The sequence below is a fragment of the Micromonospora sp. NPDC051227 genome (genome assembly GCF_044455385.1).
Taxonomy (GTDB): domain Bacteria; phylum Actinomycetota; class Actinomycetes; order Mycobacteriales; family Micromonosporaceae; genus Micromonospora.
Map to the genome: position 1 here is coordinate 333,231 of NZ_JBITET010000003.1, position 25,392 is coordinate 358,622.

A 25,392-nucleotide genomic window follows, 5' to 3' on the forward strand; every position below is an offset into this window, starting at 1 on the left:
GTCACCCGGGTCAGCGCCTCGCCTGCCGATCATGCAAGATCACCTGTATCTGACTCCCGGCGTCGCCGGTTCCTCCTCATCTTCGAGGCCAGCATGCGTAAATCCCTCTTCGCCGATTTCGCGACCGTCGTACTGACCGGCGGCACCCTGGTGGGCACCGCGCTGCCCGCCCAGGCGGACGCTCCGACGACGCTCTACGTCCGGCAGAACCCCACCACCGGCTGCTCCGACCAGTTCCCGGGCACGTTGACGCAACCGTTCTGCACCATCGGCGCGGCGGCCGCGGTGGTCACGGCCGGTCAGTCGGTGGACGTCGGCGGCGGCAACTACCGGGAGCGCGTCGCGATCCCCACGTCCGGCACGCCGGAGCAGCCAATCACCTTCCTGACCAGTGGCGTGGCGACTCTGATCGGCGCGACCGCCGGCTTCGTGATCGACGGCCAGCATGATGTCGTACTCAAGAATCTGCGCACCAACGGGTCGACAAGCGTGCTGCCCGGCCTCGACCTGCGCAACTCCTCGCGAATCACCATCCAGGGCGGCAACTTCGCGATGGACACCTCCTCGACCGCGCCCGCGGTCCGGTTGGCCGGTGTCACCGAGTCGACGCTGAAGCAGATCAACGCCAGCGGACCGGCCCTGAACGCCGGGATCATCATCGACGCCGCTAGCAGCGACGTGCTGGTCAAATCCGTGAACGTGTTGAGCACCGCCGGGTACCGGACACCCTCCGACGGCGTCGGCGTTCGGGTCGACGGCCCGAGAGTCAGCATCCTCGACAGCAAGGTCAGCGGTTTCACCGGAGCGGCAGTCGCCATCGGGGCGGGCGCGGTCGACACTGTGGTGGCCAACAACCAGATCGACGGTGGCCCCGGCCACGGGGTGCACAACAACGGTGGCACCGGCACGGCGATCACCAACAACACCATCAAGGACCGTTGCCGCGACGGGATCCGGGTCGACGGTGCTTCGTCCGGCGTTTCAGTGCAGAACAACGTGCTGATCACGAACGGCTTCTTCAACCAGAGCTACTGCGATGCGGCGTTCCTCGACGGCGTCGAGATCGGCGTCTACGGCGGGGCCGTCGGAAAGACGGTGGTCGACTACAACAACGCCCACCACTACAACAACGACTCCCCGCAGATCTACGCCTGGAACACCCGGATGGGCCTCGCCGCGTTCCGGGCCGCCTCCGGCCAGGCCGCGCACGACCGCGAGACGGGACAGGCCCGGGACAACATCGACTCGGCGAACTCGGCCGCCCCCGGTTACCCGACCCTCGACCGCGCCGGCTCGCCGCGCGTCGACGACCCGGCCATACCCGACACCGGTGCCGGCCCGGTTCCCTACGCCGACCGTGGCGCCGTGGAGGCCATCCGCGCCCCGGTGGTGTCGTTCGACGTCGCCCTGAATCTCCAGGCGCAGTCGGTGACTGTGGACGCGTCCGCCTCCACCCCCGGCCTCAACCAGATCGCGTCCTACCAGTTCTCGTTCGGCGACGGCAGCGCCGTCACCCAGACGAGCCCGATCGCCTCGCACACCTACGCGAACCCGGGCAACTATCTCGTCATCGTCACGGTCACCGGGACCGATGGTCGGTCGGCGGCTCACAACAGGCAGATCAGCATGCTGCGGCGGACCGGAACGGTGGGTCTGCGCGCCCTGTCCAACCGCCGCTACGTGAGCTACGAGAAAAGCCACGGGCTTCGACCGAACCAGGCTGAACCGACCGCCATTGCGCAGTTCGACCTGGCGGACGCCGGCAACGGCAAGGTCGCCCTCTTCTCCCGGGCGGTCGGTCGCTACGTCGCCGTCGCCCAGTCCGACCTCGCCACGTTGACCGCGGACAGCGTCGTCGTGGACGTACGCGAGATGTTCACGCTGGTGCGCAACGCCGACGGCACCATCAGCCTCCAGACCCCCATCACCAGCCAGTACGTGACCGCGGACGTCGGCGGCGCCATTCCGCTGAGCGCCAGCCGACCCTCCATCGGCGCCTGGGAGAAGTTCCTCCAGGTCGTCGTCCCGGACGCGAACCGGTCCCTGAAGGCCCGGGTCAACGGTCGCTTCGTCAGCGCCGACGGCGCGGGGACCAAGCCGTTGATCGCGAGCGCGGCGACCGCTAGCAGTTGGGAGCGGTTCGACGTGGTGGATCTCGGCAACGGGCAGGTCGGCCTCCTCGCCCGCGTCAACAACCGCTTCGTGTCCGCCGACGGCGCAGGATCCAAGCCGCTGATCGCGAACGCACCGACGGCCAGCACCTGGGAGCGGTTCACCCTGGTCCGCAGCAGCGACGGCACTGTCAGCTTCAAGGCCAGCATCAACAACAAGTACGTCAGCGCCGACGGCGCGGGCAGCAAGCCACTGATCGCCAGCGGCCCGGTCATCAGCTCCTGGGAGCGGTTCACCCTCGGCTGAGCCCCTACCGCACTGTCGACGCCCGCCAGACCCTCGGGTCGGGCGGGCGTCGCCGTGCACAGTCCGTTCAGCGTTCCAGGATGGCGGTCACGCCCTGACCACCGGCGGCGCAGATGGAGATCAGCCCGCGCCCGCTGCCCCGCTCGGCCAGCAGCTTGGCCAGGGTCGCCACGATGCGTCCACCGGTGGCGGCGAACGGATGCCCGGCGGCCAGCGACGAACCGTTGACGTTGAGGCGGTCGGTGTCGACCGCGCCCAGCGGGGCGTCCAAGCCGAGCCGGTCCTTGGCGAACTCCGGCGACTCCCAGGCGGCGAGGGTGGCCAGCACCTGCGACGCGAACGCCTCGTGGATCTCGTAGTAGTCGAAGTCCTGCAACGTCAGCCCGGCACGGGCCAGCATCCGGGGCACCGCGTACACGGGTGCCATCAGCAGCCCTTCATCGCCGTGCACGAAGTCCACGGCCGCCGTCTCCGACCAGCTGAACCAGGCCAGCACGGGCAGGTGGTGCGCCGCCGCCCACTCCTCGCTGGCCAGCAGCACCGTGGACGCCCCGTCGGTGAGGGGTGACGAGTTGCCGGCCGTCATGGTGGCGTGCTCGGCGTCCGGGCCACGGGTGCCGAAGACCGGCTTCAGCGAGGCGAGCTTCTCCAGGCTGCTGTCCGGGCGCAGGTTCGCATCCCGGGTGAGCCCCAGGTACGGCGTCATCAGGTCGTCGAAGAAACCCCTGTCGTACGCGGCGGCGAGGCGCTGGTGTGAGCGCAGCGCCAACTCGTCCTGGGAGCGCCGGTCGATCTGCCAGCGCACTGCGGTCCGGGCGGCGTGGTCGCCCATGGACAGCCCGGTACGCGGCTCGGCGTTGCGTGGGATCTCCGGCTTGAACGGCTGGGACGGGCGCAGCTTCGCCGCGATCTTGAGCCGTTCGCCCAGCGTACGGGCCGAGTTGAGCTTGAGCAGCGTGCGGCGCATCTCCTCGTTGACGGCGAGCGGGGCGTCGGAGGTGGTGTCGACACCGCCGGCGATGCCCACGTCGAGCTGACCGAGGGCGATCTTGTTGGCGACCAGAATTGTCGCCTCCAGGCCGGTGCCGCAGGCCTGCTGAATGTCGTACGCCGGGGTGTGTGGGTCGAGCCGGGAGCCGAGGACCACCTCGCGGGTGAGGTTGAAGTCGCGGGAGTGCTTGAGCACCGCCCCGGTGACCACCTCGCCGATGCGCTGCCCGGCCAGCCCGTAGCGGGCGATCAGCCCGTCGAGCGCCGCGCCGAGCAGGTCCGCGTTCGACGCGTCCGCGTAGCGGGCGTTGGAACGGGCGAAGGGGATGCGGTTGCCCCCGATGACCGCGACCCGCCGGATGTTCTGCACGATCCGCCTCCTCGACATGTGTTGCTCGAACCCTACTCGCCAGTAGGCTACGCCCATGACCGACAGGTACGCGAGCTTCGTCCAATCGGCCGCCGGCCGCGCGCTGGTCAAGCGCCTCGGGCTGCCCGACCCGCCCCGACTGCGCCGGCACCACCCCGGCGACCCGCTGCTGGCCGGCCCGGCCCTGCTCGGCGCGGCCACCGGCGGCCGGCTCGCCGAGCCGGTTGCCAAGATCCTCGCCAGCGCCGGGGTCGAGCTGGCCGACCCTGCCGGGGCCAACCCGCAGCGGTACGGGGCACTGCTCTTCGACGCCACCGGGATCATCGACTCGACCGACCTGCGCCAGCTCTACGACTTCTTTCACCCGCAGGCCCGGGCCGTGCTGTCCAGCGGTCGGGTGATCGTGCTGGGCACCTCGCCACAGGAGTGCCCGACACCCCGCGAGGCGACCGCCCAACGCGCCCTCGAAGGGCTGGTCCGCAGCATCGGCAAGGAGTTCGGCCGGGGTACCACCGCGCAACTCGTCTACGTGAGCGGTGACGCGTCGGTCGACCCGGCCCACTCGGCTGGCACCATCACGAGCCTCGAGTCGACGGTCCGGTTCCTGCTGTCCGGCCGGTCCGCGTACGTGTCGGGGCAGGTCATCCGGGTCGGCCCCGGCGCGGCGAGCGTCCCCGCCGACTGGGACCGCCCGCTGGACGGGCAGGTCGTGCTGGTCACCGGCGCCGCACGGGGCATCGGCGCGGCGCTGGCGAAGGTGCTCTCCCGCGACGGCGCGAAGGTGGTGGCCCTGGACATCCCGGCCGCCGGTGACGCGCTCGCCGCGGTGGCCAACGACATCGGCGGCACCGCCGTCCAACTCGACCTGACCGCGCCGGACGCGCCGACCCGACTCGCCGAGCACCTGGCCGGCCGGCACGGCCGGGTCGACGTGGTGGTGCACAACGCCGGCATCACCCGGGACAAGACGCTCGGCAGGATGGACGCCGACCGGTGGGACCAGGTGATCGACGTCAACCTCTCCAGCCAGGAGCGGATCAACGACGTACTGCTGGCGCGGGAGCTGATCCCGGCCGGCGGGCGGATCATCTCGGTCTCGTCGATCGCCGGGATCGCCGGCAACCGGGGGCAGACGAACTACGCCACCAGCAAGGCCGGCGTGATCGGGCTGGTCGACTCACTCGCGCCGGCCCTGCGGCAGCACGGGATCAGCGTCAACGCGGTGGCCCCGGGCTTCATCGAGACCCGGCTGACCGCGCGCATCCCGCTGGTGGTCCGCGAGGCGGGGCGGCGGATGAACAGCCTGGCCCAGGGCGGGTTGCCGGTGGACGTGGCCGAGACGATCGGCTGGCTGGCCTGGCCGGCCAGCGGTGCGGTCAGCGGAAACGTGGTCCGGGTCTGCGGCCAGAGTTTGCTGGGGGCGTGATGGGCGCGGTGTCGGAGTGGGGCGGCCGTACCCGGGTCGAGTTGCCCCGCATGCCGGCGGTCGGGGCGCTGCACCGACGGGCGTTGCTCGGCGCGCTGCCGGGCCTCGGCAAGGGGCGGCGCGGGCCCGACCTGCCGGCGGTCGAGTTGGCAGTGGGCGGGGTCAGCGTCGACCGAGCGCAGTTGGCCGACTACGACCGGGTCTGCGGGTTCCGGCTCACCGATCGGCTGCCCGCGACGTTCCCGCACGTCATGGGCTTTCCGCTGGCCCTGCGCCTGATGACCGCGCCGGACTTTCCCCTCCCGCTGATCGGCCTGGTGCACGTCGGCAACCGGATCACCACGCACCGCCCGATCACCGCCGACGAGACCCTCGACTTCACCACGTACGCGCAGGACCTGCGCCCACACGACCGGGGGCGGCAGGTGGACGTGGTGCTGGTCGGCTCGGTCGACGGGGAGGAGGTGTGGCGCGGCGTCTCGACGTACCTCGGTCGGGAGCGCAAGCCGGGCGGGCGCGAGGCCGGCGAACGTCCCGCGGCGCCGACGGCCACCGCCCGCTGGCGGGTGGAACCGCGCATCGGTACGGAGTACGCGCGGGTCTCCGGCGACCACAACCCGATCCACACCTCCCGGCCCGGGGCGCGGCTGTTCGGCTTCCGCCGGCCGATCGCGCACGGCATGTGGAGCAAGGCGCGCTGCCTGGCGGCGCTGGAGGCCCGGCTGCCGGACGCCTACACCGTCGAGGTCGCCTTCAAGCTGCCCGTGCCGCTGCCGAGCACCGTCAGCTTCGCGCTCCTGCCCGACGGCGGGTTCGCAGTGCACGACTCCCGTGGCCGACCCCACCTGACCGGTTCCGTGCGCTGAGCGCACCGCGCTGGCTCCGTGCGCTGAGCGCACCGCGCTGGCTCCGTGCGCTGAGCGCACCGCGCTGGCTCCGTGCGCTGAGCGCACCAGGCGGGTTCGTGCGCTGAGTTGCCCTTGGCAGGCGCGCACTTCTGCGCTAAGTTGTTCTCACAGAGAGATGTTCTCAGGATGAGAGAGACGTGATGAACGAGCAGGAGTTCCTGGCCGCGTACGACCCCCGGGCCTACCCGTCGGTCGCCGTGACCGTCGACGTGGTGGCGCTGACCATCCGCGACAGCGCACTGCACCTGCTGCTGATCCGGCGCGGCGAGGCACCCTTCACGGGGCACTGGGCGCTGCCCGGGGGCTTCGTCCGCCCCGACGAGGACCTGACCGCCGGCGCCCGACGGGAGCTGGCCGAGGAGACCGGGCTCGGCGGCGAGGCGCTGCGCCGCGTACACCTGGAGCAGTTGGGCAGCTATGGCGCTCCCGACCGTGACCCGCGCATGCGGATCGTCTCGATCGCCCACCTCGCGTTCGCCCCCGACCTGCCGGACCCGGCCGCCGGCAGCGACGCCGACGAGGCGCTCTGGCTGCCGGTGACCGCGCTGACCAGCCGACAGCTCGCCTTCGACCACGGCCGGATCATCGACGACGCATTGGAACGGGCCCGCTCCAAGCTGGAGTACACCCCACTCGCCACCCGCTTCCTCGCCGCCGAGTTCACCATCAGCGAACTGCGCGCCGTCTACGAGACGGTCTGGGGGCACCCGCTGCACGCCGGCAACTTCCACCGCAAGGTGCTCTCCGTGCCGGGCTTCGTGGAGAGCACCGGCGCCAGCACGGAGCGCGGTGGTGCCCGAGGCGGCCCGCGCGCCCGGCTCTACCGGGCCGGCGACGCCCGCCTGCTGCACCCGGCGCTGCTGCGCCCCGCCGGCGAGGAGACGGTGCGGTGAGGGCCGCGGAGGCCATTCGCCTGGTCGCGGCCGCCCGCACCGACGCGGACCTGTTCGGCGCCGACCAGCCCGCCCGCCGCTACCGCGAGCTGGTCGCGGCCCTGCACCCCGACCGCCTGCCGACCGACCCGGCGGTACGCGCCGAAGCCATCGACGCGTTCATCCAGGTCACCACCCGGTGGCAGGCACGGCAGACCACGGTCCTCGGCGACTACCAGCTCGGCGCGCCAGCCCACTCGGGTGACCTGGCCGACCTCTACGACGTCGGCGACGACCGGCTGCTCAAGCTTCCTCGACGGCCCACCGACAACGACCTGATGGCCCGCGAGGCGCACGCCCTGCGCACCATCGCCGAGCGCGGCGACCCGCGCTACCTGCCGTACGTGCCCCGACTCGTCGACGAGTTCCGGCACCGGGACGCCGCCACCGGCGCGGAGCGGCGGATCAACGTCCTCGCCGCCGCACCCGGCCTGCACGACCTCGAGGAGGTGCGGCGCGCGTACCCCGACGGGCTGGACGCCCGGGATGTGGCCTGGATGTGGCGGCGGCTGCTGGTGGTGCTCGGCCTGGCCCACCGGGCGGGCGTGGTGCATGGCGCTGTCCTGCCCCGGCACGTGCTGATCGAGCCGGACGCCCACGGCGTGGTGCTGATCGACTGGTGCTTCTCCGCGGCCGTCGGAGGCACGGTCCCGGCGGTCGTACCCGGGCACGGCTGGGACCCGGAGGAGGTCCTCAAGAAGCAGCAGTGCGGCCCGGGCACCGACATCGCGATGGCCAGCCACTGCATGAGCTGGCTGATGGGGCCGCGCGCACCCCGCGAGCTGCACACCTTCGCGCAGGGCTGCCGGCAACGATCCCTGGACGCCCGACCCGACGACGCCTGGCGTCTGCTGCGCGAGCTCGACCAGGTGCTGGACCGGCTCTACGGGCCACGCACCTTCCGACCCTTCACCCTCACCCCCTAAGGAGCTGTCATGGGCAGTGGAATCTGGTCCACCGACGTGTACGACGCCGCCGACCGCTACCGCCGGTCCACCGGCAAGAGCGCCTTCTCCTACAGCGACAGCGGGGCGCGCACGGTGCACCCCGCGCTCGACCCCAGGGACGCGACCCGCGAGAGCCGCGACTCCGAAGAGCACCCCCGGTCGACGCCCGTCGCGGTGCTCTTCGACGTGACCGGCTCGATGCGCACTGTGCCGCGGGTCCTGCAGACCAAGCTGCCGCAGCTGCTCGGGCTGCTGCAACGGCAGGGCTACGCCAGCGACCCGCAGATCATGTTCGGCGCCATCGGCGACGCCACCTGCGACCGGGTGCCGTTGCAGGTGGGCCAGTTCGAGTCGGACAACCGGATGGACGACGACCTCGGCCGGATCGTGCTGGAGGGCGGTGGCGGCGGACAGATGAGCGAGTCGTACGAGCTGGCGATGTACTTCATGGCCCGGCACACCGTCACCGACAACTGGGAGAAGCGTGGCCGGCGCGGCTACCTGTTCATCATCGGCGACGAGCTGGCGTACCAGCGGGTGAAGGCCCGGGAGGTGGCCGGCCTGATCGGGGACGACCTCTCCGAGGACGTGCCGCTGCGGCAGGTCGTCGACGAGGTGACCCGCCGTTGGGACACCTACTACCTGCTCCCCGCCGGCAGCCACTACGCCGGCAACGCCAAGGTGCTCGACTTCTGGCGGGACCTGCTCGGGCAGAACGCCGTAGTGCTCGACGACCTCGACGCGGTCTGCGAGACCATCGCGCTCACCATCGGCCTCGGCGAACAGGCCATCGACCTGGCCGAGGGCCTGCGCGACCTGGACCGCGCCGGCTCCGGCGCCACCGGGACCGTGTCGAAGGCGCTGGCCCGCCTCGGCCGGAACCGGCGGGCCGAGGTGTCGACGCTGCCGGCGTTCCGCGACACCGCCAGCGGGGTGACCCGGCTGTGAACCACGTGGCGGTGGTCGACCTCGGCTACGGCGATGCCGGCAAGGGCACTGTGGTGGACTGGCTCTGCGCCACCCGTCCCGTGCACACGGTGGTCCGCTTCAACGGGGGCGCGCAGGCGGCACACAACGTCGTGCTGCGCGACGGGCGGCACCACACGTTCGCGCAGTTCGGGGCCGGCACGTTCCATCCCGGTGTGCGTACGCACCTGTCCCGGCACGTGGTGGTCGACCCGTTGGCGCTGGCCGCCGAGGCCGACCACCTCGCCACCCTCGGGGTGTCCGACGCGCTCGACCGGCTGACCGTCGACGGGGACGCACTGCTCGCCACCCCGTACCACCGGGCCGCCAACCGGGCCCGCGAGATCGCCCGGGGAGCCGACCGGCACGGCTCCTGCGGGCTGGGGGTGGGCGAGGCCGTCGCGTACGGTCTCGCCCACCCCGACGACGCGCCCCGGGTCGCCGACTGCCACAGCCCAGCACTGCTGCGCCGCAGGCTGACCACAGTGCGGGACCGGCTGACCGCCGAGCTGGGCCCGCTGGACGCGCCACCGGTCGAGGACTGCCTGCCCGCGTTCACGGGGTTCGCCGGGCGGGTCGCCGTCGTCGACGACAGTTGGCTCGCCGGGGCGCTGCGCACCGGGACGTGCGTCTTCGAGGGCGCGCAGGGGGTGTTGCTCGACGAGTGGCACGGCTTCCACCCGTACACCACCTGGAGCACCACCACGTTCGCCAACGTGGACAGCCTGCTCGCCGAGGCGGGCCGGTCCGGCGACGTGACCCGGGTCGGGGTGCTCCGCGTGGTCACCACCCGGCACGGACACGGTCCGCTGGTGACTGAGGACCCGAGCCTGCCGTTCACCGACCGACACAACGCCACGAACCCGTGGCAGGGCCGGTTCCGGTTCGGCCACTTCGACGCGGTCGCCCACCGGTACGCCCTCGCCGCGGCCGGCGGCGTCGACGGCCTGGCCCTGACCCACCTCGACCTGGCCGGCCCCGACCTGCTGATCTGCCGCCGCTACGACACCACCGACCGGCTCACCCCGGGCCCGCCCGGTGACCTGGACCGGCAGGCCGCGCTCACCGTCCGCCTGCTGCGCTCCCGTCCGGTGTACGACGAACCGCCGCAGGACTGGCCGGCAGCGGTACGCGCGGAGCTGGACACCCCGGTGGTACTGACCTCGCACGGCCCCACCGCCGACGACAAGACCCCACACGGCTCGCTGCTCGCCCCACCGGCCCTGGTCCGCACGGCCTGACCCCTGCCCGCCCGCCCCAACCCGTCGATCTTGCACTTTCCGTCGTTGTTCTGCGGCTTTTGCGGGAGATGGTCCCGACACAACGTGCAAGATCGGCGCGGGGAGAGGTGAGGGTTATCCAGCGGCTTCGGCCACCGGGCGGGTCGCACCCGGCGAGCATGGGGGCATGGACTCGGCGCTCGACCTGCTCCGACAGCTGGTCACCTCACCGTGGGTGTACCTGCTGATCTTCGGGCTCACGGCGGTCGACGCGTTCTTTCCGGCCGTACCCGGCGAGGCGGCCGTCATCACCGCCGCCGTGCTCTCCACCAGCGGAAGTCCCAAGCTGGCGGCGGTGATCGTCGCCGCCGCGCTGGGCGCCTGCGCCGGTGACCACGTCTCGTACGCCATCGGGCGCGGTGGCGGCGCGAGACGCCTCGCCGGGTTTCCCGATGGCAGCCGCCGACGAGCCAGCTCGGAGTGGGCCCGGCGCGCGCTGAACCGGCGCGGCGGGCTGATCCTGACCACCTCCCGGTATCTGCCGGGCGGGCGGACCGCCGTCACCCTCACCATGGGCGCGGTGCGCTATCCCCGCCGGTCGTTCCTGCTGTACGACGCGATCGCGACAGTCACCTGGGCCCTGTACTGCGGGCTGCTCGGCTACTTCGGTGGGCTGGCCTTCGAACGGCACCCCGTCAAGGGCGTCCTCGCCGGGATCGGCCTGTCGGTGATCGTCACGCTGGCCATCGAGGGCATCCGTTGGCTGCGCCACCGGGCGCGCCGCCGCGCCGCCACCATCGACCGGGCCGGATCGACCTGACACCCGTCACAGCAGGTCGGCGTCGTACACCAGGATGGCCAGCTGCACCCGATTGCCCGCGTGGAGTTTCGCCAGCGCCCGGCTGACGTGTGCCTTGACGGTGGCCTCGCTCATCGTCAGCCGCCGGGCGATCTCCGCGTTGCCGTGCCCGCGCGCCACCTCCCGGACAACCGCCAACTCCCGCTCGGTCAGCGGTGCGAGCCGCTCCCGGGCCGCGTCCCGGCGGGCCGGACCACGCTCGGCGAACGAGCTGATCAGGCGTCGGGTCACCGTCGGGGCGAGCATGGCGTTACCGGCGGCCACCGTACGAACGGCGGCGGCCAACTCGCGGGGCGGGGTGTCCTTGAGCAGGAAGCCGACAGCGCCGGCCCGCAGCGCGCGGTGCACGTACTCGTCGAGGTCGAAGGTGGTCAACATGATCACCTTTGGGCCGACGGCGACCACGTCGGGCGCTACGGTCAGCCCGTCGAGGCCCGGCATCCGCACGTCGAGCAGCACCACGTCGGGGCGTAACCGCTGGGCCTGCTCCAGCGCGCCGACGCCGTCCGCTGCCTCACCGACGACAGTGATGTCCTCCGCCGCCTCAAGGATCAGCCGCAGCCCGGCCCGAACCAGCTGCTCGTCGTCGACCACCACGACCCGGATCACGCCACACCCGCCAGCGGGATCAGGGCCCTGACCAGGAAGCCGCCGTCCACGGGAGCTGCCTCCAACCGGCCGCCGAGCAGCTCCACCCGCTCACGCAGCCCGAGGAGCCCCTGCCCGGCACCCGGCAACGTCGACCCGCCCTCGGACGGGCCGTTGCGGACCAGCACCTCCAGCCCGTCGGGCAGGTAGCGCAGGCAGACCGTCGTCTCGGCGTCGGCCGCGTGCTTGCGCACGTTGGTCAACGCCTCACGGACCACCCGGTACGCGGTACGCCCCAGCGTCGCCGGAAGGGCCGCCGGCGCACCCTCGTCCTGTCGGGACACCCGCAGCCCGGCGGCACGGGACTCCCCGATCAACTCGTCCAACGCGTCGAGCCCCCGCTCCGGTGTCACGGCCGGGCCGGCCTGGCGCAGCACACCCAGCACCTCGCGCAGGTCGGTGAGTGCCTGCCGGCCGGTCGTCCGGATCAGCGCGGCGGCCTCGACGGTCGCCGGTTCCACGGCGGTCACCTCCAGCGCCCCGGCATGCACCACCATCAACGAGACCCGATGTGCCACCACGTCGTGCATCTCCCGGGCGATCCGGGTCCGCTCCTCGGCACGGACCCGGTCGGCGCGGGCCTCCTGCTCGCGTTCCAGCCGCTCGGCCCGGTCCCGTAGAGCGGTGAGCGTGTCCTGACGGGCCCGCACCCAGAGGCCGAAGACCAACGGAAGCCCCACCAGACAGGCGGCGAGCAGCAGCACGTTGCCGGTGCTGGCGGTGGTGATCCGGCGTACGCCACCCACCGCCAGCCCGACCAGCACCCCACCGGTCAGCACCACTGCCGCCCCGGCGAGGTAGCTGGCGAGTTGGCGACCTCGTAACCGCAGACCCGCCTGGTACGAGGCCAGCACCCCGGCGGCCGCCGCGGCGAGCACCAACCAGCCGACCGCCGCAGCCAGGAACAACGGCCAGCGGCGGATCCGGACCGTGCCGGCGGCCCACGCCGAGCCCAGTGCGATCAGCAGCACGACCTCGCTCGGCAGCGGCGAGCGGACCCCGATGTCACCGGTCGTGCTGGCCCACACGGCCACGGCGACCAGGACGGCGAGCAGCGGCGGGGCGTACCGATGGACGACCCGCCGGAGGGCGACGGCGCTGGAGGCCACGCAGCGAGCCTAGGGCTCAGCCGACGCATCGGGCCGCCCCGCAGCGCCGTACCCGGGTGAGGTGGGGGATGACCCCGATGCACAGTCCGGGCCGGCCGCTACCTAAGTAGTGCCGCCGACCTGACCACTGGCCGATGTCGGGAGCCGCCACCCCGACCAGCATCGGGATCATGGATCTGCTCGACCTGCTGCACGACACGATGTCCTCACCCTGGGTGTACCTGGCGATCTTCGCGATCGCGGTGCTCGACGGCTTCTTCCCGGTGGTGCCGAGCGAGACGGCGGTGATCACCGCAGGGGTGTTCGCGGCCTCCGGAGCGCCGTACCTGCCTGCGGTGATCCTGGTGGCCGCCGCCGGGGCGCTGGTCGGCGACCACGTCTCGTACGCCATCGGTCGGGGTGGCGGCACCCGGCTGCTCGACCGGCTGCCGCCCGACGGTCGACGCCGAGCCGCCATCGACCGGGCCCGCCGGGGGATCGCCACCCGGGGCGGTCTGATCCTCACCGTGGCCCGCTACATTCCGGGCGGCCGGACCGCGGTCACCCTCACCATGGGGGCGGTGCGCTATCCACGGCGACGGTTCCTGGCCTTCGACGCGCTGGCCGCCGGCTCGTGGGGGCTCTACTCGGCGCTGGTCGGCTACCTCGGCGGGCTGGCCTTCGAGCAGGACCCGCTGCGTGGTCTCCTGCTCGGTCTGGGCCTCGCCCTGACGGTGACGGTGGTCGTCGAGGTGGTCCGTTGGCTCCGCAACCGCCGCCGTACGACGCGGGCCGGCGAGCCGGGCACCGACGCTCTTCCCGCCGGGGCCGTCAGTCGGTCGGCGGACGCCAGGTGACGCCGTGCAGCAGTTGGGCGGCACCGAGCCAGGCCACGTTCATCATCCGGGTGGCCGTCCTCTCCGGGTCGGCGTCCGGGTGGTCAGCGAGCCAGTCGGCCAACGACTCGGTGGCGCCGACCAGGGCGTACGCGACGACCTCCAGGTCGATGGCGGCGATCTCGCGGCCCTCGGCGCGCAGCGCGTGGTCGAGCATCCCGGCGACCACCTCGACCAGTCGGGCCCGCATGGTGGCCAACTCGCCGGCGAACGGCTGCTCGCCCCGGGCCTGCCGGTAGAGCACCGCCCAACCGTCGCGGTGCGCGCCCACGAAGCCGAAGAACGCCCTCAGCCCGCGCCAGAGCCGCTCGTCGGCCGGCAGGTCGGGGGCCGCCGCCCCGGCGATGGCCTGCATCATCCGGGTGCCCTCCCGGTGCAGACAGGCGACGAAGAGCTCCTCCTTGGTGCCGAGGTACGCGTACACCATGGGTTTGGAAATGCCGGCGTCCTCCGCGATCTCGTCCATGCTGGCGGCGTGGAAGCCACGTCGGGAGAAGACCTTGACGGCCGCGTCGAGCATCTGCTGCTCGCGGACGGCGCGAGGCAGGCGCTTGAAGGCGGGGACGCTGGACACCTTGCGAGCATACCTACTCGTGCGTAGGGTTACGCGCGAGTAGCCAATCTTCCGGAAGGCGCACCTGATGACTGACTTCGACCCGGCCACCTTCGCCAACGTCGGCCCCAAGGAGTTCGCCCAGCTGGTCAAGTCCACCCCGGACGACAAGATCGCCCAGGTGATGTCCGGCGACCTGCGCGACAAGGTCCTGGGCGAGGTGTTCGGCCGGATGCCGTCGCTGTTCCGCGCGGACCGGGCCGGTTCCACCAACGCGGTCATCCACTGGATCATCACCGGTCGCCCCGACGGCGGCAGCGACACCTACGAGGTGGTCATCGCCGACGGCACCTGCGTCGTGAACGAGACCCCGCAGCACGACCCGAAGCTGAGCCTCACCATGGGCCCGGTCGAGTTCCTGAAGATCGTCTCCGGTGGCGCCAACCCGGTGATGATGTTCATGACCGGCAAGTTGAAGGCGAAGGGCGACCTCGGCCTCGCCGCCAACATCGCCAACCTGTTCGACATCCCCAAGGCCTGACATGGCTGAGTTCTCGCTCGACCTGAACGAGGAACAGCGGGATCTACGCGACTGGGTGCACGGCTTCGCCGCCGAGGTCGTGCGCCCAGCCGCCGCCGAGTGGGACGAGCGCGAGGACACCCCGTGGCCGGTGATCCAGGAAGCCGCCAAGGTCGGCCTCTACGGCTTCGAGTTCCTCGCCACCTGCTGGGCCGACCCGACCGGGCTCTCCCTGCCGATCGCCAGCGAGGAACTCTTCTGGGGTGACGCCGGCATCGGCCTGAGCATCTTCGGCACCTCGCTCGCCGTCGCCGCCATCTACGGCGCCGGCACCCCCGACCAGATGATCGAATGGGTCCCACAGTGCTTCGGCGACGTCGACTCGCCGGCTGTCGCCGCCTTCTGCACCAGCGAGCCGGAGGCCGGCTCCGACGTCGGCGCGATGCGCACCCGGGCCGTCTACGACGAGGCCACCGACGAGTGGGTGCTCACCGGCCAGAAGGCGTACGCCACCAACGGCGGAATCGCCGGAGTGCACGTGGTCACCGCCTCCGTCGACCCCGCGCTCGGCTCCCGGGGTCAGGCGGCGTTCGTCGTGCCGCCGGGCACCGCCGGCCTGGCCGCCACCCGCAAGCTACGCAAACTCGGCCTCCGCGCGTCACACACCGCCGACGTCTTCCTCGACGGGGTACGCATACCCGGCCGCTGCCTGCTCGGCGGACGAGACGCCCTGCTGGAACGCCTGGACCGGGCCCGCTCCGGTCAGCGGGTCACCGGACAGGCCGCGATGCGCACCTTCGAGCTGTCCCGACCCACCGTCGGCGCCCAGGCGCTCGGCGTGGCCCGGGCCGCTTACGAGTACGCCCTCGACTACGCGAAGGACCGGGTCCAGTTCGGACGCCCGATCATCGAGAACCAGGCGGTCGCGTTCGCGCTGGCCGACATGCGGATGGAGATCGACGCGGCGCGGCTGCTGGTCTGGCGGGCCTCGTGGATGGGCCGCAACAACCGCCCGTTCACAGCGGGCGAAGGGTCGATGTCCAAGCTCAAGGCCGGCGAGGTGGCGGTGTCGGTCACCGAGAAGGCAGTGCAACTGCTCGGCGGAGCCGGCTTCCTGCGTGACCACCCGGTCGAGCGCTGGTACCGGGACGCCAAGATCTACACCATCTTCGAGGGCACCTCGGAGATCCAACGACTGGTCATCTCCCGGGCGATCTCCGGGATGCAGATCCGCTGACCACCGTCGGCCCAGCCCCTCCTCGACCGGGGTCGGGCCGACGGTGGCCCGGATTCCACGATCTGTGCCGTCTTTGTCACCCCGCGCCGACGCCAACTGGGCCTTCAGCCGCGCCCAGTGCATGATCAAGGAAAGAAGCCCTGATGGACGGGCCGGCCGCCGCCCCGTCCGCGCACCACCCCGAGGAGGTCTGCGGCATGGACCTGCCGTTCATCGTTGCCACGCTGACCCGTCGCGGGCTGCTCACCCCCGGCAGCCCGGTCCGGGTCGCCTCGCAGCTCAACGCGTTGCGGACGTGGGGGTGGAGCCTGGCGGGCGAGCTACGCCAAGCAGCCGCCCGGGACCCGGGCCGTCCCGCCGTCATCGACGAGGACGGCGTCGAGCTGACCTACCACGACCTGCTCGACCGGGCCGAACGGATGGCCCGCTCGATGCGGGCCGGGCTCGGCGTACAGGCCGGCGACCGGATCGGCGTGCTCTGCCGCAACCACCACGGGCTGATCGAGACGATCGTCGCCGCCACAGTGCTCGGCGTCGACGCGGTACTGGTCAACACCGGGCTCAGCGCCGCCCAGCTGGGCACCGTCGCCGAGGAGCAGCGGCTGCGGCTCCTCGTGCACGACGACGAGTTCGCCGAGCGGGTCCTCGGCCTCCCCGCCGAGCTGCCCCGGCTCGACGAACGCGCCCGCGAGGAGTTGGTGGCCGGGGCGTTGCCGGGTGACCTGCACCCGCCCGAGCGCGACGGCCGGATCATCGTGCTCACCTCCGGCACCACCGGTACGCCCAAGGGCGCCCGCCGGCCGACGCCCAGCGGCTTCGGCCCACTGGTGTCCATCATCGACCGCATTCCCCTGCACGCCCGGGACCGGGTGATGATCGCCGCGCCGATCTTCCACACCTGGGGATTCGCCGCCCTTCAGGTCTGCCTGGCACTACGGGCCACCATCGTGCTGCACCGCCGCTTCGACCCGGCCGTCACGCTCGCCGCCCTGACCGCGCACCGGTGCGACGCGCTCTTCGCCGTACCGGTGATGGTGCAGCGGCTGCTGGAGGTGCCGCCGCCGGACCCCCGCCCCACGCTCACTGTCGTCGCGGTCAGCGGCTCGGCCCTGCCCGGCGGGCTGGCCCCCAAGTTCATGGACGTGTACGGAGACGTCCTCTACAACCTCTACGGCTCCACCGAGGTCTCCTGGGCCTCCATCGCCGCCCCGCAGGACCTGCGTCAGGCACCCACCACCGCTGGCCGTCCACCCCACGGCACCCGGCTGGAGCTGCTCGACGACGACGGCCAACCCGTACCGGACGGACGGGTCGGGCGGATCTTCGTCGGCAACGAGATGCTCTTCGAGGGCTACACCTCAGGTGCCAGCCGGGAAACCCACGACGGCCTGCTCGACACCGGCGACCTCGGCCGACTCAACGCCGACGGGCTGCTCTTCGTCGACGGCCGGGCCGACGACATGATCGTCTCTGGCGGCGAGAACCTCTTCCCGTCCGAGGTGGAGGACCTGCTCGCGCAACTGCCACAGGTCCGCGAGGCGGCCGTGATCGGCGTGCCCGACCCCGAGTACGGTCAGCGCCTCTCCGCGTTCCTCGCCCTGCACCCCGGCGAGACCCTCGACCCCGAGGCGGTCCGCGAGTACGTCCGGCACTTCCTGGCCCGGTTCAGCGTCCCCCGAGACGTGATCTTCGTGAAGTACCTGCCCCGCAACGCCACCGGCAAGGTGCTCACCCGAGAACTGCGCCGCTACTACGGCTGACGGTGGCGAGGCGCGTCGCTCACGGAAACCCGACCACCGGCCGGGGGTTGCCTGAGGTCAGCCGGGAATCGTGATCCGATCCTCGATCGCGGCGGCGGCGATGTCGGTGCGGTGCTGCGAGCCGGCCAACTCCACCCCGTCCACCAGCGCGTACGCGGCGTCCCGCGCGGCGGCCAGGTCGGGGCCGGTGGCCGTACCGCAGAGGACCCGGCCGCCGGCGGAGAGCAACGCGCCGTCGCTGGCCCGGCGGGCGGTGCCCGCGTGGATGATGCCCGGACGGTCCGCACCGGTGATCACGTCGCCGGTGCGCGGCGCAGCCGGATAACCCGCCGAGGCGAGGACCACTGTCACGGCGCTGCCGTCCCGCCACCGCAGCGGCGGGTGCTCGGCCAACTTGCCGGTCGCCGCGGCATGAAGCAGCCCACCCAGCGGGGTCTCCAGCAGCGCGAGCACCACCTGGGTCTCCGGGTCACCGAAGCGCGCGTTGAACTCGATCACCCGAGGGCCGGCGGCGGTGATCGCGAGCCCGACGTAGAGCAGGCCGGCGAACGGGGTGCCCCGGCGACGCATCTCCGCGAGCGTCGGGTGGACCACGTCGCGCATGACGTCGTCGACCAGGCCGGGCGGGGTCCAGGCCAGCGGCGCGTACGCCCCCATGCCACCGGTGTTCGGCCCGGTGTCGCCGTCACCGAGCCGCTTGAAGTCCTGAGCCGGCACCAGCGGCAACGCCGCCTCGCCGTCGGTGACCACGAAGAGGCTGACCTCCGGGCCGTCGAGGAACTCCTCGACCACGACACGTCCACACTCGTTGGCGTGCGCCAACGCGGCGACCCGGTCACCGGTCACCACCACGCCCTTGCCGGCGGCGAGCCCGTCGTCCTTCACCACGTACGGCGCGCCGAACTCGTCCAGCGCCCGGGCGGTGCTCTCCTCGTCCGCGCAGACGTACGCGCGGGCGGTCGGCACGCCGGCGGCAGTCATCGCGTCCTTGGCGAACGCCTTGGAGCCCTCCAGCTGGGCTGCCGCGCCGGATGGACCGAACACGGCGATGCCCTTGGCTCGTACCGCATCGGCGACCCCGGCGACCAGTGGCGCCTCGGGCCCGACCACCACCAGGTCAGCCGCCACCTCCACGGCCAACGCCGCCACCGCGGCCGGATCTGTCGGAGTGACCGCTCGCAGCTCAGCCACGCCAGCGATCCCCGGATTACCCGGCGCCGCGACAACCGCAGAAACCCCCGAGTCCGCCACCAACCCGAGCGCAAGCGCATGCTCGCGCCCACCACCACCCACCAAGAGAACCCGCACGCCCGAGATCCTACTGTCCCCCCACCGAGCCCCGTTGATCCCCGTAGGGGCCTCGGTGATCAAGAGGTTTGCGTCAGCGGTGGACTCGTTCTTGACGGGAACCTCTTGATCACCTTCGCTGGGCGACCGCGATTGCTTGGCGGACCGCGTGGGGGATGTAGGTGGGGTGGAGGGTGTCCTGCCAGGTGAAACGGAGGATGGTCCAGCCGGCGTTGACCAGGCGGTTCTGGCGACGGCGATCGGCGTAGACGGCCTCCGGGGCACCGTGCGCGTCTCGGCCGTCCGCTTCGGCGATCAGCCTTGGGCCGCGCCAGCCCAGGTCGCCAATTCCGAGCAGATAGCCGTCATCGTCGCGCACTTCCAACTGCAGCGTGTCCGGGGGCACCCGGCCGTCCACGCACCGCAGCCGGCTACGCGTCTCCAGTGGCGACTGCGCCCGCCCGTCCGCCTCGGCGAGACACGCGCGTGCCATGACCGCGCCCCGACGTCCCCGGATCAGGTTCGGGATGGCCGCCAGGTGTGCCGGACCGATGCGGCCCCGGTTGAGAGCTGAGTCGAGGACCGAGATCGCTGGATAACGATCAACCCGAAGGATGACGTCTGAGACGGTGCGAAGCGGAGAGGTCACCGGGATGCCCGCAACCTTGACGATGTCGCCGGGACCGACGGTCACCTGATGCACCGTCAACCACGGCACCGGAGGGCGCTGGGGTCGGGGTTGATCGACTGGCACCGAGACGTGGACCTGGCCTGTCCGCCGAAGGCCCGCGATGCCGTGCAACTCCAACGCGGAGTCCAAGACAGCGAAGGCGCCTGGGCCGAGGCTCATGGCCGCAGCGCGGATTCGCGCCCGTCGACGCGTCGAATCACTCAACTCCGCTTCTGGAACGAAGCATCCACGGAGAACCCGCTGCCACCTGCCGGAACGGTGTAACTGTCGGACCTGGTCCCTGGTCAGGCCAGCATTCAATGCCTGATCCAGGGTGACCATGCCGTCCTGCCCGGCCGCAATGTGACGAAGAAGTTGATGTGCGTCCACACCAACACCCTGCCCACCCGCCCCACCCGAGCGAAGCCCCTGTGGACAACCCGCAAACCCCTGTGGACAACCCCCTGATCGCCTCGTTGATCAAGAGCTTTAGGTCAATCTCGCGGGGGAATCTGACGCAAACTTCTTGATCACCGAGGCGATCGGGCGAAGGAGGGTGGGGTGGGGTGGGGTGGGGTGGGGTGGGGTGGGGTTAGGGGAGGAGGGGGTGGAGGACTACGTTTTCTTCTCGGCCTGGGCCTACGCCTACGACGCTCACCCTCGTGTTGCAGAGTTCTTCGACCCTCGCGATGTAGCGGCGGGCGTTCTCCGGGAGGTCGTCAATGGTGCGGGCCTTGGTGATGTCCTCCCACCAGCCGTCGAGTTCCTCGAAGACGGGCTTGGCGTGGTGGAAGTCCGTCTGGCTCATCGGCATGTCGTCGACCCGGACGCCGTTGATCTCGTAGCCGACGCAGATCGGCACCTTGGGCAGGCCGGTGAGCACGTCCAGCTTGGTGATGACCAGGTCGGTGACGCCGTTCAGGCGGCAGGCGTACCGGGCGACGACCGCGTCGAACCACCCGCACCGGCGCTCCCGCCCGGTGGTGGTGCCGTACTCCGCGCCGATCTTGCGCAGGTGGTCACCGTTGGCGTCGAACAGCTCGGTCGGGAACGGCCCGGCACCCACCCGTGTGGTGTACGCCTTGCTCACCGCGATGACCTTGTTGATCGCGGTCGGCGGGATGCCCGCGCCGACGCAGGCGCCACCGGCGGTCGGGTTCGACGAGGTCACGAAGGGGTAGGTGCCGTGGTCCATGTCGAGCATGGTGGCCTGGGCGCCTTCCAGCAGCACCGTCTCGCCCCGGTCCAGGGCGTCCCAGAGCATCGCCCGGGTCTCCGCGATGTACGGCTTGAGCCGTTCCGCGTACGCCAGGTACTCCTCGACGGTCGCCTCAAGGTCGATCGCCTTGCGGTTGTAGACCTTGAACAGGATCTGGTTCTTCTCGCGCAGCGCGAGTTCCAGCTTCTTGCGCAGGATGCCCGGGTCGAGCAGGTCCTGGAGGCGGATGCCGATCCGGGCGACCTTGTCGCCGTACGCCGGGCCGATGCCGCGGCCGGTGGTGCCGATCCGGGACGAGCCGAGGTAGCGCTCGATGACCCGGTCCAGCGCCCGGTGGTGCGGCATGATCAGGTGCGCGTCACCGGAGATCCGCAGCCGGGACACGTCGACGCCGCGCTCCGCCAAGCCGTCGATCTCGGCGAGCAGCACCTTCGGGTCGACCACCACACCGTTGCCGATGACGATCATCGCGTCCGGCGAGAGCGCGCCGGACGGCATCAGGTGCAGCGCGTACTTCTGGCCGTCCGGGGTGATCACCGTGTGCCCGGCGTTGTTGCCGCCGGAGTAGCGCACGACGTAGTCGACCCGCTCACCCAGCAGGTCGGTAACCTTGCCCTTGCCCTCGTCGCCCCACTGAGCGCCGAGGAGCACGATCGCTGGCATCTTTTCCGCCTCCAGAAGGCTCGGGTGCCAGGTGGCGACCGTTCGGCGAGCCCGGGGTGTCAGGTTAACAAGTAGTGACGGCGTGGCCGGCAGGGGTCGCGTCGAGAGGCAGGAGGCTCCTTCCGTGTACGACGTGGTGCTGCTCACCCTCGGTTCGGAGCGGGACGCTCCCGGGGGCTGTGGCAGCGGCGGGGCCTGCTGCGGCGGCGCGACCGGGGCCGACACCGCCCCGACGAGCCAGACCGACACCGGCCAGGCCGACAGCAGCCAGACCGACACCGGCCAGGCCAGCAGCAGCCAGACCGACTCCGGCCAGGCGAACACCGATCAGGCCAGCAGCGGCCAGACCGACACCGGGCAGTGCGCGACGGAACGGCCACGGGTGCCGGTGCTGGCCTGCGCCGACGCGCTGAACGCCCGGGGTGCCCGGGTGGAGACGGTCACCGCCCGCTCCGACGCGGAGATCGACGCGGTGCTGGCCCGGCTCGACGGCCCGGCCCGCCCGGACGGCCTCACCTGGCCGGACCCGGACAGTAAGACCCGGCTGGTCGTCGCCACGGCCAGCGACGGGCAGTTGCGCGCCGTGCTGCGCCGGCTGGTCAAGCGGTACGCCCCGGCTCCGAGCAAGCGCCCGGCGGATCTGCCCGGCAACCGGACCCTGCCGGACCTGCCGCCGGTGGCCGTACTTCCGCTCGACGCGGCCCGTGGCGGCACCCACCGGGACCTGGCCGCGCAGCTCGGGCTGCCCCGTGACCCGGCGGCGGTGGCCGCCGCGGTGCTGGACGGCACGCCGCGCCGGTTGGACCTGCTGCGCAACGACGGCGGCTCGGTGACCCTGGACGGCGCGCTCCTCGGCGCGGCCGACGACGCCGGCCGGCCGCTGCACTGGCGCGCCCGGGTGGAGGTCGACGACACCATCCTCACTGACGGTGCGGAACCGCTGCTGGCCTGCGCGGTCGGCAACGCCGGCGGGTACGCGACGCTCAACGACGTGACGCTGCTGACCGCGCCGGACCCGGCCGACGGCCAGGTCGAGGTCGCGGTGGCCGTGCCGGTGGTCGTCCGCTCGGCGTGGGGGCGCAAGCGGGTACGCCTCGAAGTTCGGCGGGCCCGTGGGCGGGCGGTGTCGGTACTGCCCAGGGAGAGCAAGGTGCCGTACCTCGACGATGGTGTCGAGGGCGAGCTGACCCGTAAGCGTTCCTGGTGGGTCGAACCGGGCGCCTGGGCGGTCTGGTCGATCTGACCTCGACCGCACCGACCGGCCGACCTGCCTGCGCCGATCGGCCCTGTTGGGCGATTGGGCCTATCCTCGCAGGAGGACTGGGGAGGGCCGTAATGGACGAGAACGCCGACCGGGCGCAGGTGCCCGGCCAGCAGCCGGTGCCGGAGCGGGACGTCGAACCACTCTGGCCGCCAGATCCGGGCGACCGGGGCGCGGTGCCGCCGTGGGCTGCGGTCGCCGAGCAGCGGGGTGGGCCGTCGTCGGTCACACCACCGGTCACGCCACCGGTGGCCGCGCCGCCGATCGGGCGACCGCCGGTTCCCGGCCAGCCCGGCGCTGCGGCCCAGTCGCCGCCCTCGCCGTCGGACTACCCGTCGCTCACCGGCGCCGTCCCGGCGCCCGGGGGGTGGGGGCCCAGCGGCCCGTCCGGCACGGGGTCGGGTTGGGCGCCGGCGCAGCCGAGTTGGCCGCCGCCGACCGGCCCGGCCGCCGCGTCACCGCCCGCTCCGCCAGTGACCGGTGCCCAGCCGACGCCGCCTTCGAGCGGCCCCGGGAGCAACGGTGGGCCAGCTGGCGCCGGCATCCCGGCTGCCGCTGCGACACCGAGCACCACCTCCGCGCCGAGGGACGGCCGTGCCGCCGCGAGCGACGCGGGCAGTGCCGCGCCCGATGCGGCCAGCCAGGCCGGCGAGGCGGCGCAGGTACAACCCGGCGATCGGGGTCCGACCGCCGCGCCGATCACCCCGGGCGCCGTCGACCTGAACCTGCCGTTCACCCTGGACCAGCCGACCGCCGCCGCCGACCGCCCCGGCGCATCGGCACCCGCCGACCGCCCCACCACGGCCGCAGCCACCGACCGGCCCATAACAGCGGCCGCCGCGTCCGCCGCCAGACCGAACGCCACCGACAGCCCGACGGCCGCCGGCCCCGCGCCGGCAGACTCCTCGGCCGCAGCCCTCGCGGCGGCCGGGCCGGCACCGCAGCCCGGTGGGCCCGTGCCCCAGGCTGGCGGGCCGACACCACAGACTGGCCGGCCGACACCACAAAATGGCGGGCCGACACCACAGAATGGCGGGCCGACACCACAAATTGGCGGGACCGCGCCGCAGGCTGGTGGGCCCGCACCACAGCCCGGCCAGCCGGTGCAGCAGGCTGGCGGGCCCGCTGCGGACGGGCCGGCAGACGGGCCGGCGCGGCCGATTGCCGAGTCGCCGTGGGCGTACCCGCCGCAACGCCCGGCCGGACCGGCCGCGCCCGCTCAGGACGAGGCCGGCGCGACGCCTCCGATTCCGCCTCCGCCAGTCGTCCCGCACGCCGGTCCCGCGCAGGCACACCCCGGGCACCCGTTCACCCCGACCATCCCCGGCCAGGCCGGCCCGGCGCAGATTCCGCCGCCGCCGGACGTGACGCAGTTCAGCAACCCACAGCACGGCCTTGCCGCACCGCAGCACGCTCCCGGGCAGGCCGGGGCGCCGACCCCACCGCCCGGGCCGTTCCCGCCCTCGCCGGGTTGGTACCCGCCGCCCTGGCAGCAGGGCTCGCCCGGCGGCACGCCCGGGCAGCCGCACCAGGAGGCCGACGGGGTGACCCGGATGCCGGCCCCCGCGTACCCGGACGCGACGGCGTACCCGGACGCGAGCTGGACACCGGACACCACCGCCGCGCCGACCGCCGAGGACTTCGCCCGACGCCGCCAGGTTCGACCCGCCGACCCGGTGGCGACCATGGGTGTACGCGCGGTGGTCAACAAGATGGGCCTGCTCCGGCTCTCTCCGGGGCGGCACGAGCAGGAGCTCAAGCGGGACATCGAGATGGTGCGTCGCAACTTCGGCGGCCTGCGGCAGGTGACAGTGGTCAATCCGAAGGGCGGCGCCGGTAAGACGGTGGCCATTCTGCTGCTCGCGATGACGTTCGGTCAGAAGCGCGGCGGCTACGTGCTGGCCTGGGACAACAACGAGACCCAGGGCACCCTCGGGATGCGCGCGCAGCAGGACTTCCACTCCCGCACGGTGCGGGACATGCTGCGTGACCTCGGGCAGTTCCAGGGCGCGCACGGGCGGGTCGGCGACCTGTCGCAGTACGTCCGCTCGCAGGGCGAGGGGATGTTCGACGTCCTGGCCTCGGACGAGTCGGCCACCGGTGGCGAGATGTTGACGGCTGCCGCGTTCGCCGAGATCCGTGAGGTGGTCAGCCGGTTCTACAAGTTGATCTTCGTGGACACCGGGAACAACGTCCGGGCGCAGAACTGGCAGGCGTCGATGGATGCCACCGACCAGTTGGTGGTCACCATGTCGGCCCGTAACGACTCCGCCGAGACTGCCGCCCGGATGCTCGACCACCTGGAGCAGAGCGGCCGGCAACGGCTGGTCCGCCAGGCAGTGACGGTGGTGTCGATGCCACCGTCCCGCAAGGAGATCGACCTGCCGGCCATCCAGGAGCACTTCGCGGCCCGCACCCGGGCGGTGCTGCTGGCCCCGTACGAGCGGCTCATCGACAGCGGCGAGCCGATCCGGTACGGCGGGCTCTCCTCGGCCACCCGGGACGCCTGGCTGAAGATCGCCGCCGCGGTCGCCGAAGGGTTGTAACCCGCCGA

Annotated in this window: 21 protein-coding genes and 1 pseudogene; 14 read left to right on the top strand and 8 right to left on the bottom strand. The window is 72.2% G+C overall.

From position 1 onward, the window contains the following. The first annotated feature begins 93 nt into the window (after positions 1-93). Entirely contained in the window at positions 94-2,418 is a 2,325-nt protein-coding gene (locus ACIA47_RS09545) for a PKD domain-containing protein (protein ID WP_396706834.1), read from the top strand. A gap of 67 nt (positions 2,419-2,485) precedes the next feature. Here ACIA47_RS09545 and ACIA47_RS09550 read toward each other — a convergent pair whose 3' ends face one another. Next, positions 2,486-3,778: an acetyl-CoA C-acetyltransferase gene (locus ACIA47_RS09550; RefSeq protein ID WP_396706836.1), complete on the bottom strand. Its 1,293-nt coding sequence runs from the start codon at positions 3,776-3,778 to the stop codon at positions 2,486-2,488. 55 nt (positions 3,779-3,833) lie between these two features. On the opposite strand from ACIA47_RS09550, the gene ACIA47_RS09555 reads away from it, so the two are divergent. The 7 genes from ACIA47_RS09555 to ACIA47_RS09585 all read left to right on the top strand — a co-directional run bounded on the left by ACIA47_RS09555 (position 3,834) and on the right by ACIA47_RS09585 (position 10,997). Beyond that, the gene (locus ACIA47_RS09555; protein ID WP_396706838.1) at positions 3,834-5,204 is read left to right on the top strand and encodes a 3-oxoacyl-ACP reductase; all 1,371 of its coding nucleotides are present in this window, start codon (positions 3,834-3,836) and stop codon (positions 5,202-5,204) included. After that, entirely contained in the window at positions 5,204-6,070 is an 867-nt protein-coding gene (locus tag ACIA47_RS09560) for a MaoC/PaaZ C-terminal domain-containing protein (RefSeq protein ID WP_396707347.1), read from the top strand. The genes ACIA47_RS09555 and ACIA47_RS09560 overlap by 1 nt, the downstream gene beginning before the upstream one ends. Positions 6,071-6,252: 182 nt before the next feature. Then, a complete protein-coding gene (locus ACIA47_RS09565) occupies positions 6,253-7,005 on the top strand; it encodes an NUDIX hydrolase (protein WP_396706840.1) in 753 nt (250 codons plus the stop codon). Continuing rightward, positions 7,002-7,970: a serine/threonine protein kinase gene (locus ACIA47_RS09570; protein WP_203125851.1), complete on the top strand. Its 969-nt coding sequence runs from the start codon at positions 7,002-7,004 to the stop codon at positions 7,968-7,970. The genes ACIA47_RS09565 and ACIA47_RS09570 overlap by 4 nt, the downstream gene beginning before the upstream one ends. A 9-nt stretch (positions 7,971-7,979) precedes the next feature. Then, a complete protein-coding gene (locus ACIA47_RS09575; protein WP_396706842.1) occupies positions 7,980-8,939 on the top strand; it encodes a hypothetical protein in 960 nt (319 codons plus the stop codon). Continuing rightward, positions 8,936-10,198, top strand: a complete 1,263-nt coding sequence (locus ACIA47_RS09580; RefSeq protein ID WP_396706844.1) for an adenylosuccinate synthetase — start codon at positions 8,936-8,938, stop codon at positions 10,196-10,198. Before ACIA47_RS09575 ends, ACIA47_RS09580 begins: the two co-directional genes overlap by 4 nt. A 166-nt stretch (positions 10,199-10,364) precedes the next feature. Beyond that, the gene (locus ACIA47_RS09585; protein ID WP_396706846.1) at positions 10,365-10,997 is read left to right on the top strand and encodes a DedA family protein; all 633 of its coding nucleotides are present in this window, start codon (positions 10,365-10,367) and stop codon (positions 10,995-10,997) included. A 6-nt stretch (positions 10,998-11,003) separates the two neighbouring features. Here the strand turns inward: ACIA47_RS09585 and ACIA47_RS09590 are convergent, their stop codons facing one another. Both ACIA47_RS09590 and ACIA47_RS09595 read right to left on the bottom strand, forming a co-directional pair. Beyond that, entirely contained in the window at positions 11,004-11,645 is a 642-nt protein-coding gene (locus ACIA47_RS09590) for a response regulator (RefSeq protein ID WP_396706848.1), read from the bottom strand. Continuing rightward, positions 11,642-12,793 carry a sensor histidine kinase gene (locus tag ACIA47_RS09595; protein WP_396706850.1) on the bottom strand — a complete coding sequence of 384 codons (1,152 nt, stop codon included), beginning with the start codon at positions 12,791-12,793 and terminating at the stop codon, positions 11,642-11,644. The genes ACIA47_RS09590 and ACIA47_RS09595 overlap by 4 nt, the downstream gene beginning before the upstream one ends. A 170-nt stretch (positions 12,794-12,963) precedes the next feature. On the opposite strand from ACIA47_RS09595, the gene ACIA47_RS09600 reads away from it, so the two are divergent. Continuing rightward, entirely contained in the window at positions 12,964-13,629 is a 666-nt protein-coding gene (locus ACIA47_RS09600; protein WP_396706852.1) for a DedA family protein, read from the top strand. Here ACIA47_RS09600 and ACIA47_RS09605 read toward each other — a convergent pair. Next, positions 13,604-14,242: a TetR/AcrR family transcriptional regulator gene (locus tag ACIA47_RS09605; RefSeq protein ID WP_396706854.1), complete on the bottom strand. Its 639-nt coding sequence runs from the start codon at positions 14,240-14,242 to the stop codon at positions 13,604-13,606. The genes ACIA47_RS09600 and ACIA47_RS09605 overlap by 26 nt on opposite strands. 67 nt (positions 14,243-14,309) lie before the next feature. On the opposite strand from ACIA47_RS09605, the gene ACIA47_RS09610 reads away from it, so the two are divergent. From ACIA47_RS09610 to ACIA47_RS09620, 3 genes are all read left to right on the top strand, one after another. After that, entirely contained in the window at positions 14,310-14,762 is a 453-nt protein-coding gene (locus tag ACIA47_RS09610; RefSeq protein ID WP_196920508.1) for an SCP2 sterol-binding domain-containing protein, read from the top strand. Between the two features lies 1 nt (position 14,763). Beyond that, a complete protein-coding gene (locus ACIA47_RS09615; protein ID WP_396706857.1) occupies positions 14,764-15,978 on the top strand; it encodes an acyl-CoA dehydrogenase family protein in 1,215 nt (404 codons plus the stop codon). Between the two features lie 197 nt (positions 15,979-16,175). Then, positions 16,176-17,738, top strand: coding sequence for an AMP-binding protein (locus tag ACIA47_RS09620; protein ID WP_396707349.1), 1,563 nt, complete (start codon positions 16,176-16,178; stop codon positions 17,736-17,738). A gap of 57 nt (positions 17,739-17,795) precedes the next feature. On the opposite strand, the gene purD is transcribed toward ACIA47_RS09620, so the two are convergent. The 4 genes and pseudogenes from purD to ACIA47_RS09640 form a co-directional block, all read right to left on the bottom strand. Continuing rightward, complete coding sequence (gene purD, locus ACIA47_RS09625; protein ID WP_396706859.1) at positions 17,796-19,046, bottom strand: phosphoribosylamine--glycine ligase; 1,251 nt, start codon at positions 19,044-19,046, stop codon at positions 17,796-17,798. A 109-nt stretch (positions 19,047-19,155) separates the two neighbouring features. Further along, positions 19,156-19,719: a hypothetical protein gene (locus ACIA47_RS09630; protein WP_396707369.1), complete on the bottom strand. Its 564-nt coding sequence runs from the start codon at positions 19,717-19,719 to the stop codon at positions 19,156-19,158. Between the two features lie 225 nt (positions 19,720-19,944). Next, positions 19,945-20,085 (bottom strand): annotated as a pseudogene (locus tag ACIA47_RS09635) (type IV toxin-antitoxin system AbiEi family antitoxin domain-containing protein); the annotation flags it as partial. A 202-nt stretch (positions 20,086-20,287) separates the two neighbouring features. Beyond that, positions 20,288-21,577: an adenylosuccinate synthase gene (locus ACIA47_RS09640; protein ID WP_124853304.1), complete on the bottom strand. Its 1,290-nt coding sequence runs from the start codon at positions 21,575-21,577 to the stop codon at positions 20,288-20,290. Between the two features lie 124 nt (positions 21,578-21,701). On the opposite strand from ACIA47_RS09640, the gene ACIA47_RS09645 reads away from it, so the two are divergent. Both ACIA47_RS09645 and ACIA47_RS09650 read left to right on the top strand, forming a co-directional pair. Further along, complete coding sequence (locus ACIA47_RS09645) at positions 21,702-22,820, top strand: diacylglycerol kinase family protein (RefSeq protein ID WP_396706861.1); 1,119 nt, start codon at positions 21,702-21,704, stop codon at positions 22,818-22,820. A gap of 716 nt (positions 22,821-23,536) precedes the next feature. Continuing rightward, a complete protein-coding gene (locus ACIA47_RS09650; RefSeq protein WP_396707351.1) occupies positions 23,537-25,384 on the top strand; it encodes a chromosome partitioning protein in 1,848 nt (615 codons plus the stop codon). Positions 25,385-25,392 lie beyond the last annotated feature (8 nt).